Here is a 15,338-nt window from a genome sequence, read left to right as displayed (position 1 = left end):
TTATGCACATTTGAAAGGAGGATTTTTCGCAATACTGAAAAATATAGCGACTATATGGAGGATGTAGAATGAAACATCAAATTTCAAGTTTATTAATTGCATCAACAGTTCTAGCTACAACAGCTTTTACTCCAATTGCTTTAAATGAAGTAAGCGCAAAAACTGTTCAGCAGCAAAAGGTAGAAAAAGGATCAATTATTGTGGATGGTAAAGCTAAATCAATTTCTTTTTCAAAATCAAACAAACAAAAACTTTATTCAGCTGAACAATTCTCAAAATTAATAACTGCTAAGTATAAATACAATAGCAAAACAAAAACATATGAACTATCAAAACAAGTAAACAAAAAGCAAGTAAAGGTTTCTTATAAAGCTAATGTTAAAACTGCTGTTATTAATGGTAAGAAAACGAAAGTCAATGTGGCACCTAAATTGATTGGAAAAAAATTATATATTGAAGCTGGCGCATTAGTTAAAGCTTTTGGTGGAGATTTTGATGGAAACTTTTTATCAACTACTGGATTAGTAAGTGGAGATGCATTTGAACCACAATGGGTAAATAATTCGACTATTCTTGTTTCAAATGAGGATATTCAAGATAGTAGAACACTTCTACTAAATACTACTACTAAAAAAGTAGTACATACAGTAAATGGTACAGGCTTAGTAGTTTCTCCAAATGGTAAACAAGCTATTTATTCAGATGAAAATGGCTTTGTTTATCTAGTAGATTTAATGTCTAAACAGACAAAGAAACTAAATGCAGAAGATGATTCAGTTAAAACTGAATTTGTATGGTCACATGACTGTGAAAAAGTGTATTTCATTCAAGGTGATAAGAGTGAAAAAATTGGTTCAATCAATATTTCAGATGGAGCAGTTACCACTATTTTTGCTGATAGTTTGAATTATAAAGCAGATCTACATCTATCAGTAGATGGTAATAAACTTCTATATACAGTAGGTAAAGAAGGTAGTACTTCATTTACTGATGGCGATGATCCAGAAGTAGAGAACATCGATACTACTGGAACAGAACCGCAAATCTATGCCTTAAACCTAACTGAAGCTACACCAGCTGCAGTTGCAGTCACAACTACAACTGACAATAAGGTTTTCCCTGGCTTTGTATCAAATGGGAACATCGTGTACTTAAGCACAGATCCAGAAGACGATCAACTTCCTAAGTTGAAAATGATTGATGAAAACAACAAAATAACTACACTTAGTTCTACTAAAGATATTGTTTATTCTTTAGTAACACCTAAAGGTGAATTAATGATTTTGGTAGCAGAAAGCAATGGTTCTTCTACAATTTATAAAGTCAATACTGCTACAAAAAAATTAACGAAGTTAGTTTCTACGAAATTAAAGCTGTCTTCATTTAGTGCTTCAAATGACAAGTTAATTGCTGGTACCACTTCAGACAAAAATGGTGAAAAAGTGGTTGTATTGAAAAAAGGATCTTTTGATTTCCTAACAAAATAAAAAATAAAGGGGTAAATTAATTATGAAAATGTTTAAACGTATAACAATTGCAGCTTTATCTACAGTCGCGGCAGTAGGATTCACATTTGGTAGTATTTCATCAACTTCAGCAGCTTCATCAAATAAGATTGTTGTAGCAGGCTCAACTGCATTACTTCCAGTCACACAACAAGCTGCAAAGGAATTTAAACGTTCTAATCCGAAAGTATCTATCTCTGTTTCAGGTTCATCTTCTGTTGCTGGTCCACAATCTGTACAAAAAGGTTCTGCAACAATTGGAGCAGTGGACTGGGATGCTACAAAATCAGTACCTGGTTTCAACGCATTTAACGGATTAAAAGCACATAAAATTGCAGTTATTCCTTTTGCAACAATCGTTAACAAATCGAACCCTGTTAAAAACTTAACATCTGCACAACTACAAGGTATTTTCTCTGGTAAAATTACGAACTGGAAACAAGTAGGCGGAAAAAATGCAGATATCGTTGTAGTAAACCGTAAATTTGGTTCTGGTACACGCGTTAACTATCAAATGAAAGCCTTAAACGGAAAAAGCTTTATGACAAAAGGTAACTACAAAGAAGTAGGTAAAAGTGGAGAAATGGTTACTTCTGTAGCAACGAATCCAAATGCAATTGGTTATGTAGACTTAGCATACGTAAAAGGTGATATTAAAGCTGTAAATTTCAATGGTGTAGCAGCTACAACTTCTAACGTAATCAACGGTAAGTACAAAGTATGGAGCTATGGTTACCTTGTAACAAAAGGAAATCCTACTGGCGCTAATGCACAATACATTAAATATATTCAAAGCAGCAAATTCCAAAATGGTTCTTTAAAGAAACTAAAATTCATCCCAGTTAGCAAAATGAAATAATTTCTACTTTTCTAAAATATGAAATGATGCCAGCCTTTAATAAGGCTGGCATTATGTTAGTAGTGGAGGATATTATGGCAAAAATAGAATATGAGCTACAAGAACCTAAACTTCTAATCAATAGAGACAACGTAGTAAAGAGAAAGGTGTATGTACAAAATCGATTGTTTAAGCTTTTTTGTTTGCTAAGTGTCTTGTTTCTAGGGCTTGTCCTTCTTTCAATCATTGTATTTATTGGTCGTACTGGATTATTAGTGTTTAAAGACGTTTCATTTAAAGAATTCTTCTTTTCAACTACATGGGAACCTTTTGAAGAAAAATATGGAGCAGCAACATTTATTTTAGGTACTTTAGAACTGACAGGTTTAACCCTTTTAATTGCCGCACCTATATCGATTGCTGTGGCAATCTTTACCGCTGAAATAGCACCTGACTGGCTTAAACGAATTCTTCGTCCAATTTTAGATTTATTAGTAGGCATTCCTTCTATTGTATATGGCTACTTAGGATTAACTATACTCATTCCTTTTTTAAGAAAAGTGACAGGAACTATGATGGGTGATGGTCTATTAGCCGCAGCTATAGTATTAGTGATCATGGTTTTACCAACGATTTCTAGAATAAGTGATGATGCAATCTCTGCAGTATCTTCTGATTTAAGGGAAGCAAGTTATGCTCTTGGAGCAAGTAGGATGCAAACCATTTTTAGAGTAGTCATCCCACATGCAAGTTCGGGTCTGTTAACTGCTATTATTCTAGGAATGGCTCGTGCGATTGGTGAAACAATGGCTGTTGTCATGGTGATTGGAAATACCCCTCAACTAGCACATGATTTATTGACACCGACGGCAGTTCTAACTAGTAATATCGTAAATCAAATTATTGATGTCGAATTCGATTCTACCTGGAATTATGCTTTATATATGATGGCATTCTTATTACTGATCCTTTCAAATGTGCTGATTATTATTATTAGAAAGCTTCGTACCAAAGGAGTATAAGAAATGAATAAAAGTTTACCTGAAAATTTATATAAGAATGGTAATAGATTAAAAGATAAAGTATTCACAATTGCAATATGGACGATTGCTTCCTTAATTTTCATCCTAATTATAGGGTTACTTCTTTATATTTTATCTAAAGGATTACCGAAGATTACACCTAGCTTTTTAATCGATTTACCAGATGAAATTGAAAAAGGTGGAGGGGTAGGGCCATTCCTATTTAACTCTTTTTATGTATTACTTATTTCGCTCGTCATTTCAATTCCGATTGGGATTGGATCAGGTATATATTTAGCTGAGTATGCGCCTGTCAATCGATTTACAGAATTTATCAGAACTTGTGTAGAAAGCTTAGCATCAGTTCCTTCCATTGTCTTTGGTCTATTTGGTTACATGTTATTTGTAGATATATTCGATGTGGGATTAACTATTTTAGGGGCTGGAATAACTCTGTCACTTCTCAATTTACCAGTGATTACTTCTGTTACGGAGGAAGCAATAGGAGCTGTAAATGATGAATTAAGAGAAGCTTCCTTAGCGATGGGTGCGACTAAATCTCAAACTATTTTGAGAACTGTAATTCCTGCAGCTATGAGTGGAATTATTAGTGGTATAAGTCTAGCTACATGTCGTGCGTTTGGAGAATCTGCGTTGATCCTGTTAGTAGGAGGAACCGGAACCTCAGGTGAAATGTGGGATTGGAATCCGCTCTCTCAAGGAGGAACACTACCTGTGCAGTTATGGTATGTTCAATCAGAAGCACTTGTAGAGGATGCACCGGAGATTGCTCAAAAAGCATCTGCTTTGTTGGTATTAATCACACTTTTATTAAGTATCGTATTAAGATTTCCAATATGGTTAAGAAATTTTCGTTTTAAAGTACGACCTTCAAAAGAGAATAACTCTAAGTAATCGATTCTATAAGAATCGGTATATTTATTGAAATAGATTTAAACTTTAAAACGGACTTAAGATACATTATCTTTCGTCCGTTTTATTTTTTGTTGAGCACAAAGAAGGGAATATCTTCATTTCCTAGGCAATATATTTATATGCCCCTCCAATTAAGGAGGTGATGAATAAAGAAGGTGGTGAAGAAATTATGGGTATGCGTTTTCTAAAGATTGCAGCTGTCTATTTTATCATTGCCGTTTGTCTTGGTCTGGTGATGGGAATCATCCACAACTTTGCATTTGCATCTGTTCATGCACACCTAAATTTACTTGGGTGGGTTTCAATGGCTATTTTTGGTATTATTTATCTACTTTTCCCAACTGCAGCTGAAACAAAGTTAGCTAAAACACATTTTTGGCTCCATAATATTGGTTTGCCAATCATGCAAGGTGCCTTATTTATCATGATTCTGTCGGGAAATGAAGCATTTACAATCGTAACAATTATTGGATCTTTAATGGTAGTTCTCGGTATATTGTTATTTGTGATCAATTTATTAAGATTAAAAGAAAAATAAATTCCTACAAAATGATTTGTAAATTTAGTTCCCATTTTGGGGACTTTTTTTTGCGATGAAGAAGATAGTGTAGAAGATTAAAGTAAGTTGAATAAAATAAAAAATTGAAACTATTTTCCTTTTTTATCGTAGAAACATAATGGGAGGGATGATGAATGAAATATTTAAAAATTTTTTCTTTGATGATTGTTTTGCTATTGATAAGTGTAGGCTGCTCAGAACAAAATGGTACAGAAGAAATCGAATCATTCTTAACTGCATATTACAGTGTCTCATACGAAGAAAGTAATCAAATAATGAATAAATTGTATGAAGAATTGAACAAACAACTTGAGGGAAAAGGTGAAGAAACAATAATCACGATCGATACTCCAAAATTTGGAGAAATTTATCCGAAATCCTTTGAATCATATTTCACAAAAAAAGAATTTGATATATTATTAAGAAATAGAATATTTAGTTTTTTGCCACAACTTGCTATCGTGAAAAAAGCTGATTATGAATTACAGTCGTTAAAGCAATTGACTTTTGCTGAAAAAGAAGACCATTTGGAGTATACCTACGAAGTAGAATTAAATGAAATAATAGATGGTAAAAAGACATCATATACCGATGAAGTACGTTTTTATGTGGTAGATGAAGATGGCGAATGGAAGATTTCTAACCTTCGTTTCTTTAATCAAGAATATGCAAAATAGAGTACTTAATGTAATTATTTATTTCAAGAAAGAAACAAGAAGCGTATTCGACTTAAAGGATCGAATACTGTTCTTAAGAGGCTTCATACTTGCTAGAGAAGGAGTATGAATACTAACTTATTGGAGGAATAGAATTGATAGTATTCTTAAATATAGTGTATATAATTGTAATCGTGTACTTCTGTTGTAAGTTTATTCGGCTTTTAACAAAATTGAAAAAAGATAAGATCTTTCCAATTACGAATGCGGACTTAATCGGAATAAGAACATATCCCCAGAAAGTTGTGGGCTTACCAACTATTTCAAAACAAAAAATTGAAATCTTCCTTTATGTCTTTATATTATTATTCGTAATAGGTATGTACATAATAGATGTAGTTTATAAAAAATTTGATGCTTCCTTTTATTTACTAGTACTTTTTCCTTTATACTATTCACATAATCTCTTGAATTTATTTGCAATAATAAATGATGGAGTGTTAAGTGGAAGTCGTTTTGTCCGTTGGAAAAAAATAAAATCATTTCAATTTGTACCTATTAATCTAAATCATAGATATTATGGATATTCAAAAGAGGTCAATGACGGCTATGAAATGATAATGCAAGAAAAATTTTCAACTATAAGATGTATCGTTACTACAGACGAAGCAAAAGAAAAATTGACGAAGATATTATGTGATCATGGATTAGAAGAGACTGGAGTAAAGGGGGATGAGCAATGTCAGATTATTGGAAGAGACCAAAAATAACTATTTCAAAAACCAAAAGTGAATGGGTTTGGGATATCATTGGCTATATTATTTACGTAAGCTCAATACTATTATTGATCTTTAATTGGTCAGTACTTCCTGAAAAGGTGCCCGCACATTATAATGCTCTTGGTGAAGTAGATCGATATGGATCAAAATGGGAACTTATTATCTTACCGTGTATAGGTATTTTTTTACTCGTTTTTATGCAGGTATTAGAAAAACATCCTGAGGCCCATAATTATCCTAGTCGATTAAATGAATCAAATGCTCAACAGTTTTATTTACACAGTCGAAAGCTAATGAATAAAATAAAAAATATTTGCCTAATCATTTTTTCCTGCATCATATTCGAATCCATTTCCTTATCATTAGGTTGGGGATATGATTTTGGTATGTGGTTATTACCGATCATCTTTATTGCAACTGGAATTCCAATTATTTTAGGAATTATGGGGCAAAGAAAGATTAAATAGAAAAGGGTGCCCACTGAAAAATCAAAATGTATAAATTTTAATAATAAAATTTTGTGATGCGATTTTTGTTGAAGTGGAATCAGCGAAGACTCCTGCGGGAAAGTGAGCCAGAGAGACCCCACAGCGAAGCGAGGAGGCTCGTCGGTTCACCCGCGGAAAGCGAAGCTGATTCCACTTCATGTTATAGCAGATTTGCACTATAAAAATCATGGCCAAAATTGTATTCAGTGCCCTCTAGAAAAAAGTGCTCTTTTTTCATTCATCAAGTTTAAAAATACTTTTTTATATTGAATCATTTGTATACCCAGAGAAAAACTTTAAATGTGTCACGTCTATCAAAAGAGAGTCCTCATTTTGAAAAGTTTGTTTAAAAACTTACATTTCATATGAGAATCTCTCTTTTTTGTGCCTTTTTTAGGAGAAATAGGATAATAAACTTTATTATTGTTTTATATGAATCAATTTCATTATGCAAAATTAATATAAAATATACGAACATTTAGTTGTATCCTATTTTCTTAATTGTGGAGCGGAAGACGGTGACTCCTACGGGAAAAGCTTGAGCTGAAAGCCCCGCAGGAACGGTTTTAAGGAACAAAGCCTAAGAACGCCACGTCCTGTGGCAACGGCTTCGTGACCAACATCGTGTTGGCCCGAGGAGATTGAAGCCAAGCCCGTGGAAAGCGCCGTCTGGAGCGGAACATCCAAATCTGAATATTAAATAAGTTGATGTATTCAAATGTCTGCATTTAATAACAGAAAATGGATTTATGAAATTGATTCATATAAGAAATTATTTATGGAGAATTGTTTTATTCAAAAGGGTTGCATATTCCTTTGGTGTCATTTTGGCGTACCTTTTAAATTCTTTATAAAAATGAGATTCATCATAAAATAATCCTTTCATTAAAAATTGATTGATATCAAGTAAATTATGAGTTGCCATTTTTTGTACGGTTATTTGAAAACGATAAAGTTGTAAAAATTGTTTAGGAGATAGACCGACATATTCGCTAAATAAGTTACGTAAATATCTTTCGGAAAAACCAGTGTATTGTTCTAGCTCTTTTAATTTTATGGCCCCTTGATTACATGTGATTTTTTGCATACATGCTTGTACAATGTCAAGTTTTGAAACATGTTGATCATTACATTTTTGAAAATAAGAGCTAAATAACTCTGCCTTTTCTTTAAGACTTGGTGTTGAAATCAATTGTTCATATAAATCAAATGGAAAATCGATGACATCGAATAGTGGTAAGGTGAAATTTTGGAAGAGATGTTTTAAAGGTATTTGAAAGCTGAAAATTCTTTGTTGAGGTAACAATCGGATCCCTGTATATATAACGTTAGATTCGAACGTTCTGAATATTCTATAAGGCGGGCTTGCCACAACAAGATTACTTTCTATTTTTCCATTGGAGCAAAAAATAAGATCTGTGCAAGCATCTGGAATGCCTGGAATGGAAACATCGAAGAGAGAGTTGATCTTGAATTCATACATATAAGCAATATGCTGACTTGCTGGAAAGGGTAAATTGATCTGTCGATAGTATGAAAACACATTCTGCCATTCTGGTTGAATCGGGTAAAATGCAATTTGGTTGTTCATCTTCAATTCCCTCCATTATTAGGTTTCCACTATTATTCAGTTAATCGTTTTATGTTAAAAATTATAACATTCTATTAAATTATTTAAACTAAAATCGATAGAAAATTTGGAAAATTCCGTTTTTTACAATGTAAATAGTGAAAGCGTTTTCTATAATATCCATATAAGAGAGGGGCTGGTAAAATGATATCAATTATTAAACATAATAATGTAGTAGATCATCCGTTATCTCCGTTAACTGAAAGTGAAGTAAAATTATCTGTAGATATTATTCGAAAAGAAAAAGGATTAGACCCAAGTGTTCGATTTGCTTCTATCACATTAAAAGAACAAAAAAAAGAAGTCGTTTTAAATTTTAAAAAAGACGATCCAATTGATAGAGAAGTAGCTATGGTTTTGTTGGATACCAAAACTATCAAAACGTATGAAGCAGTTATTTCTATTACAAAAAGTAATGTCCTACGATATGAAGAAATTCCAGATGTTCAGCCAAATATAATGTTAGAAGAATTTGAAGCATGTGAAAAAGTAGTTAAAAATAGTCCTGAATTTATCGCAGCACTAAAAAAAAGAGGAATAGAGAATTCGGATCTAATCATGGTAGATCCATGGTCGGCTGGTTACTTTAACATACCAGAACATGAAGGGAAACGTATTGCAAGAGCAATCTGTTGGGAGAAAAAATTCGAAAATGATAATGGATATGCGTATCCTCTAACAGGGATTGTCGCGTATGTTGATCTGAATAAAATGGAAGTAGAACGTGTTGAAGATTATGGTGTGCGTAAGATACCTACCCATGATGCTAACTATTATCCAGAGACGAATGAAGCAATTACTTTCCGTAATGATTTAAAACCTCTTGAAATTATACAGCCAGAAGGTCCTAGTTTCACTATAGAAGGAAATTTAATAAAATGGCAAAAATGGAGTTTCCGATATGGCTTCACCCCTCGTGAAGGTCTTGTACTTTATACAATTGGTTATGAAGATAAAGGAAAAGTTCGTCCAATTTTATACCGTGCAGCATTATCTGAAATGGTTGTACCATATGGGGAAGCATCATTTGCGCATAATACCCAAAATGCCTTCGATGCAGGTGAATATGGTATGGGACAATTAGCAAACTCATTAGAACTTGGATGCGATTGCTTAGGAGAAATTCAATATTTTGATGCTGTTTTAGGAGATTCAAATGGCGTACCACGTACAATTAAAAATGCTATTTGTTTACACGAAGAAGATTATGGAATTGGCTGGAAACATACGGATTGGCGTACGAATCATGTAGAAGTTCGTCGTTCTCGACGTCTTGTCATTTCTTTCTTCTGTACGGTAGGAAACTATGATTACGGATTTTATTGGAGCTTCTATCAAGATGGAACGCTTGAAGTTGAAGTGAAATTAACTGGAATGTTGAATACTGGAACATTTGACGAATCTGGAAAATCTAAATATGGTACAGAAATTGCACCTGGATTAAACGCAGTGCATCATCAACATTTCTTTAACTTCCGTTTGGATACAACATTGGATGGGATGAAAAATTCTGTAGTTGAAACAGAGACCGTTGCTGAACCAGAAGGCCCAAATAATCCACATTCTAATGCATTTTATCCTGTATCAAGAACTTTCCAAACTGAACAAGAAGCAGTTCGTATATTAGATATGCCTACCCAAAGAACTTGGAAAATTGTTAATAAAAACTCCCTGAATTTTGTCAATCAGCCTGTTGGCTATAAAATAATGCCAGGTGAAAATTGTCTACCATTTGCACATGATAGTGCTAGCGTTATTAAGCGTGCAGGATTTATTAAAAACCATTTATATGTAACAAAGTATAACCCAGAAGAGATGTACGCTACTGGTAAGTATCCAAACCAACATAAAGGTGGAGATGGATTACCAAAATATGTACAAGCCAACCGTGCAATTGATGATGAAGATATAGTTGTATGGTATACAATGGGACATCATCATATTACGCGTCCTGAAGATTGGCCTGTTATGCCAACAGCGTATATTAATTTCCAATTAAAACCTGTAGGATTTTTTGATGGTAATCCCGCTCTTGATGTACCACGACCATCAAAGGGATCAAGTTGCAAAGCAAAATCAAATTCACATTGTAACCATTAATTTTTACCCTTGCTTATAAAAGCAAGGGTAACTTTGAATATTCAAATAAAAGTTTCTTGATTTCACTTTAGGCTAAAAAGATTGGAGTCGGTAAGAATGCCAGAATTAAAAAGAAGATTAGGTTTTTGGCAAGCATATGCTACCGCTACTGGACTTGTAGTTGCAGGGTCAACAATGGTTTCATTGGGAAATAGTTTTGGAACAATTGGCCCTGCTTTTATCGTTTCTGCATTCATTGCCATGCTTGTAAGCATTATGATTGCAATGTCATATGCAGAGTTATCTTCAATTATGCCGGGATCTGGGATGGTAGGAGATTATACGGCCGTTTCGATGGGGAGATTTATGGCAATTGTAGCTTTACTTGGTGGATACTTAGTTCTTACAGCTGCAGTTGGTCCAATGGAAACCATGACGACCAGTATGGCAGTACACTATATCTTTCCAGGTTTTAATCCGGTAGTTATTGCTTTTTGCATTTTAACAGTATTTCTAATTATTAATCTTCTCGGTGTAGAAATTTTTGGTTCGATTCAATTAAGTCTTGTTGTAATTCTTATGGTCATGACAGCGGGGATGGGACTATTTGGATTATTTGACCTATTTACAGTTAATAAGTCAGTACCATCCACATTTAACCCACATGGGTGGTCTACGGTCTTTCAATCTTTAGCTCTTGGACTTTGGTTATTTATCGGGATAGAATATGTCATACCATTAGGAGAAGAAGTCAAAAATCCCGAAAAGATAATTCCAAAAGCAATGATTTTCGGATTATCGACAATCTTTGTCGTAGATATGTTATTTGGAATAGCTTTAACTCGTCATATCGATTTAACCAAGCTTTCCAGTGCGGATATACCTCAAATTCTGGGGGCAAAATCTATGTATGGTCATACTGGTGCTATTATTATGGCTCTTCTCACACTGTTAGCAGGAGCTAGTACAATTAATTCGAATTTAGCTGCAATCCCTCGAATGTTTTATGGATTAGCGAGACAGGGGTTATTGCCACGAATATTCGGATATATTCATCCAACATTTCGTACGCCTTGGTTTAGTATTATCTTAGTATATTTAATGTTTGCGTTACCGTTACTGGTCTTAAAGGTGAATGTTAATATTATGACAACTATGTTAATGTCTGCGAGTGTCACTTGGTTAATTTCTTATATCATAACACAGGTAGATTTATTGATTATTCGTAAGCGCTATAGTCATATAAAACGACCGTTTAAAGCCCCATTTACTCCTTTTATTCAGATAATTGGAATTTCCGTGTGTTTATATATGATCTTGACCATTCATCCTAATCCAGAAACTAAAAGAATTGTTTATTATATTTCAGGTGGCTTTATGTTCTTCATTTGTCTGTATGCTTTTTGCTGGTTGAAATTTAAGAAGATGCCGTTATTTAAACCTGTTTCTTTAGAGGAGTTAAAATCACAATCGGTGTTTATTGAACAGCCAATACCACAAATTCAACCAGACCAAATGGAAAAGAGTTGGTAGTCAATGCATCTGTCAGTCGGAGAACACAAAATTAATCGATTTTTGCATTCAATTGTTTCACAGTTTAAATATGATTTTAAAAGGGAAAATCCGTATCACTATATTCATGAGAATAATGGAAATTATATCACGATTCAATATGTAAAAAAGAAAAAGCTATTATCAAGTGTTTATCATTTTACGTTAAAAGTAGAAAAGCATACTACCGTATGTAATCCCGAAACGAAAGAAGCTATATATAACTTTCGGAAAGGTTGTTGGAATGAAAAAATGGATTCTGAATTTGGGAGGATGTGTAATCAACTTTTCCAAAGTAATTATTGGAAACTGCTAGATATTGAAATGTTGTGTATACGGCAGCTACAAGGTAAATATATTTTTGAGATGAATCTTTTGCCAGGTAGTTATACTTCACTCATTTTGCCTCCTATGGCACAAGGAATTCCAATGTATCATTCAGAAGTTCAAATGCTTGAAAACATTATCGAAGGAGTATTAAAACAATTTGAAATACTCGAAAGCTATGTGGAAAGGGGAGTAGATTATGCTTGAAGCGGCATGTTTTTTAATAATTATATTACTGACATTTGTAACAGGAAATGTATTACGTAAACAGTATAAAAAGAATACTTCTATTAGCTGTCTTTCAATGGCAATTGCTATGACAAAAAGTACTTTGATAGGCATCCTTATGACAACCTGGATACATGATTTGGTTTTATCTACTATTTTATCAATTATAATTAGTATACTTTTAATAATCATTCTTACTTATTCTCTTCCAGTACGCATAGTTACAGAAGCGCTATCTTCTGCTTTTATGGGGGGAATGATGGGTGCCATGCTTGGCGTTATGATCAATCAATATATGATGATTTGTATTCTCTTCTTTATGGTTTTATATTTATTGAGTACAGTGGTGGCAATCGTTTTATGGAATAAAGAGGAATATCCAACATTCTCTAAAGCAATTCCTAAAAGAATTTTAGTGTTCCTTGCACTATCAGTGATAATGCTTGGTGTCTCCGTTTTAGTCGACTATGAGAATAATTCTGAACCTAAGCAAGTAGATATGAAAATGCATCATCACAGTCACTAAAGGAAATTTATAAAGTAACTACAATAATTGTTATCAAAGGAGAAGTTAAAAGTGATTACTACACTTTTAACTTCTCTTTTTTACTTTGTTAATGTAATTTTATGTATTTGTAATTATTTATTGACATTATAAGTAGAACGTTATATAGTTAGTTACACAAGTAACTAACCAACTAAGTAACTAACCAAATGTGAGGGGGGATATCTTGAAGTTAGATGTAAATAGTGAAGTACCTATTTTTCAACAAGTAGCAGAAATCATTTCAAATGAAATATTGAATAAACATATTAATGAAGGAGAGCAAGTACCCTCTACAAATGAAATTGCTGATTTTTATCAGATCAATCCGGCCACTGCAAGAAAGGGCTTGAATTTATTGGTAGAAGACGAAATTTTAATTAAAAAAAGGGGAATTGGAATGTTTGTAAAAGAAGGTGCAAGTCAAAAAATCCTTATGCAACGAAAAAATGAATTTTATCAAGGTTTTTTAAAGCCTTTGTTAGAAGAAGCAAACCGTCTTGGGATATCGCTTGAAGAAGTAAAGCAACTAATTGACAAACAGGGGGAATAAGAATGACTGTGATTCAAATGCAGAATGTTACAAAAAAGATAAAAAGCCGTGTCATATTAGATAATCTAAACTTTAATTTTGAAGAAAATCAGATCATTGGATTTCTTGGGAAAAATGGATCTGGAAAAACATCGCTCATGAAAATCATTGCAGGTGAATGGAGCACAACTTCTGGTGATGTCTTTGTAAATGATCAAAAACCTTTTAACAATCAAGATGTGTTAGGGGAAATTTGCTTTATTCAAGAAGGGAATAATTTTCCTGGTCTTATGAAAATCTCAGATTTACTGAAGTTATGTAAAAATTTCTATCCAAATTGGAATCATGAAATTGCTGAATCTCTTCTTACTCTTTTTGACTTAGATAGTACAAAAAGAATAAGAGAACTATCAAAAGGGATGGAATCTGCAGTAGGTGTACTAGTAGGCATTGCTAGTCGCAGCGAAATCACAATTTTTGATGAGCCTTACATCGGGATGGATGCTAATGCTAGACAGAAATTTTATCAATTTCTACTGAATGATTATATGGAAGTGCCAAGAACCATCATTTTTTCAACACATTTAATTGATGAGGTTAGCTCTTTATTCCAAAAAGTGTATGTAATTAATAAGGGCAAATTACTATTAGAAATTCCAACAGATGAATTAAAAGAGATTGTTTACGCCATTTCAGGGCCAATCGAAGAAATTGAGAAAATAAAAAGTAATTTCTTTGTTCTAGAAGAGAAACGTTTTATGGGGAATGGTGAAATCATCGTTTTTGATCAAGAACAACGAAACAATCAAGAATTACCTTTAGGCTGCAAGAAAAATGCATTAAACATGCAAGACATTATCGTTCATGTAACAGAGAAAGGGGAACACATACGATGAATCGAGTTCTTTCGGCAAAAAAGATTATTGAAATAAAAAACTTACAATCAATGATGACTTTTTGGGGATTCTTAATTTTCTTTTTAATTCTAAATTTTACTCTTGCCACTTCTTTCAATTACTCTGTTACGACGTTTACGACTAGTTTAGCAGTTTATATTTTCTTATTCATATCGAATCATATATTGATTAAAAATAATTTTCATTATAGTATCCATTTTGGCGTAACACGAAGTGAGTTTATCAAGGCAAGTTTTGTAAGTAGTTTTCAAAGAACAATCGTAATGGTACTAATTAATATAATCTTGCTTTTAGCTGTAAATGGGTTCACTACTGCATTGAATATAAGTTACTTTTCTATATTTAGCTGGAGCGATGTATTTACAAGTCATACTTTAATTGGATCGAATATTTGGATAGATCTTTGTATCGGTACTTTCGTTAGTAGTATGGCTATGCTGAGCGGTGCACTTCAGTATAAATGGGGACTATTCGGACCGTTAAGTCTTGCAGTGATTCTTCTTATAACTGTCACTTTACCTTCAATTCGTAGCCACTTATTTGAAGTAGGCAAAGATGTTTTTATGCACCAATCATTAGGTTCTTTTAGCTGGTTGTTGGTTGCATCCGTAATTGTATGGGGTTGTATTTACTTATTGCTACAAAAAGTGGACTTAATTAGAAGATAACTTAGTAATTTTGATATTAATCTGAAGCAACATTTTACAGTGGAAATCGTCTATAATTCTTAATGAGTGAAATAGGTTA

The 15,338-nt window shown here is 33.2% G+C and carries 16 protein-coding genes; 15 read left to right on the top strand and 1 reads right to left on the bottom strand.

The features are described 5' to 3' along the window. Positions 1–68 precede the first annotated feature (68 nt). From ACIQ4I_RS08710 to ACIQ4I_RS08675, 8 genes are all read left to right on the top strand, one after another. The gene (locus ACIQ4I_RS08710; protein WP_403095301.1) at positions 69–1,487 is read left to right on the top strand and encodes a stalk domain-containing protein; all 1,419 of its coding nucleotides are present in this window, start codon (positions 69–71) and stop codon (positions 1,485–1,487) included. Positions 1,488–1,509: 22 nt separating this feature from the next. Continuing rightward, on the top strand, positions 1,510–2,364 hold the full coding sequence (locus tag ACIQ4I_RS08705) for a phosphate ABC transporter substrate-binding protein (RefSeq protein ID WP_403095298.1): 855 nt from the start codon (positions 1,510–1,512) through the stop codon (positions 2,362–2,364). A gap of 74 nt (positions 2,365–2,438) precedes the next feature. Then, the gene (pstC, locus tag ACIQ4I_RS08700; protein WP_403095295.1) at positions 2,439–3,365 is read left to right on the top strand and encodes a phosphate ABC transporter permease subunit PstC; all 927 of its coding nucleotides are present in this window, start codon (positions 2,439–2,441) and stop codon (positions 3,363–3,365) included. Positions 3,366–3,368: 3 nt separating this feature from the next. Then, on the top strand, positions 3,369–4,280 hold the full coding sequence (gene pstA / locus ACIQ4I_RS08695; protein ID WP_403095293.1) for a phosphate ABC transporter permease PstA: 912 nt from the start codon (positions 3,369–3,371) through the stop codon (positions 4,278–4,280). Positions 4,281–4,470: 190 nt separating this feature from the next. Then, on the top strand, positions 4,471–4,839 hold the full coding sequence (locus ACIQ4I_RS08690) for a cytochrome-c oxidase (RefSeq protein ID WP_403096117.1): 369 nt from the start codon (positions 4,471–4,473) through the stop codon (positions 4,837–4,839). 155 nt (positions 4,840–4,994) lie between these two features. Then, positions 4,995–5,537: a hypothetical protein gene (locus ACIQ4I_RS08685; RefSeq protein ID WP_403095290.1), complete on the top strand. Its 543-nt coding sequence runs from the start codon at positions 4,995–4,997 to the stop codon at positions 5,535–5,537. 134 nt (positions 5,538–5,671) lie between these two features. Then, entirely contained in the window at positions 5,672–6,286 is a 615-nt protein-coding gene (locus ACIQ4I_RS08680; RefSeq protein ID WP_403095287.1) for a hypothetical protein, read from the top strand. Then, positions 6,256–6,762, top strand: a complete 507-nt coding sequence (locus ACIQ4I_RS08675; RefSeq protein WP_403095284.1) for a DUF1648 domain-containing protein — start codon at positions 6,256–6,258, stop codon at positions 6,760–6,762. Before ACIQ4I_RS08680 ends, ACIQ4I_RS08675 begins: the two co-directional genes overlap by 31 nt. 793 nt (positions 6,763–7,555) lie before the next feature. Here the strand turns inward: ACIQ4I_RS08675 and ACIQ4I_RS08670 are convergent. Further along, complete coding sequence (locus ACIQ4I_RS08670; RefSeq protein WP_403095282.1) at positions 7,556–8,374, bottom strand: AraC family transcriptional regulator; 819 nt, start codon at positions 8,372–8,374, stop codon at positions 7,556–7,558. A 183-nt stretch (positions 8,375–8,557) separates the two neighbouring features. Between ACIQ4I_RS08670 and ACIQ4I_RS08665 the strand changes: the two genes are divergently transcribed. The 7 genes from ACIQ4I_RS08665 (at position 8,558) to ACIQ4I_RS08635 (ending at position 15,259) form a co-directional block, all read left to right on the top strand. Next, the gene (locus ACIQ4I_RS08665) at positions 8,558–10,513 is read left to right on the top strand and encodes a primary-amine oxidase (protein ID WP_403095279.1); all 1,956 of its coding nucleotides are present in this window, start codon (positions 8,558–8,560) and stop codon (positions 10,511–10,513) included. A gap of 96 nt (positions 10,514–10,609) precedes the next feature. Further along, on the top strand, positions 10,610–12,025 hold the full coding sequence (locus ACIQ4I_RS08660) for an APC family permease (RefSeq protein ID WP_403095277.1): 1,416 nt from the start codon (positions 10,610–10,612) through the stop codon (positions 12,023–12,025). A 3-nt stretch (positions 12,026–12,028) separates the two neighbouring features. Further along, positions 12,029–12,577, top strand: coding sequence for a DUF3156 family protein (locus ACIQ4I_RS08655; RefSeq protein WP_403095274.1), 549 nt, complete (start codon positions 12,029–12,031; stop codon positions 12,575–12,577). Then, on the top strand, positions 12,570–13,124 hold the full coding sequence (locus ACIQ4I_RS08650; RefSeq protein ID WP_403095272.1) for a hypothetical protein: 555 nt from the start codon (positions 12,570–12,572) through the stop codon (positions 13,122–13,124). The genes ACIQ4I_RS08655 and ACIQ4I_RS08650 overlap by 8 nt, the downstream gene beginning before the upstream one ends. Before the next feature lie 205 nt (positions 13,125–13,329). Continuing rightward, entirely contained in the window at positions 13,330–13,695 is a 366-nt protein-coding gene (locus tag ACIQ4I_RS08645; protein ID WP_403095269.1) for a GntR family transcriptional regulator, read from the top strand. Positions 13,696–13,697: 2 nt separating this feature from the next. Beyond that, positions 13,698–14,570 (top strand): ATP-binding cassette domain-containing protein, encoded by an 873-nt coding sequence (locus tag ACIQ4I_RS08640; RefSeq protein WP_403095266.1) that lies wholly within the window; start codon positions 13,698–13,700, stop codon positions 14,568–14,570. After that, positions 14,567–15,259, top strand: a complete 693-nt coding sequence (locus tag ACIQ4I_RS08635; protein ID WP_403095265.1) for a hypothetical protein — start codon at positions 14,567–14,569, stop codon at positions 15,257–15,259. The genes ACIQ4I_RS08640 and ACIQ4I_RS08635 overlap by 4 nt, the downstream gene beginning before the upstream one ends. Positions 15,260–15,338: the final 79 nt, after the last annotated feature.

The sequence above is a fragment of the Rummeliibacillus sp. NPDC094406 genome (assembly GCF_044763875.1).
GTDB lineage: Bacteria > Bacillota > Bacilli > Bacillales_A > Planococcaceae > Rummeliibacillus.
Note: the sequence above shows the minus strand (reverse complement) of the source record. Positions and strands in the feature narration are given on the sequence as shown.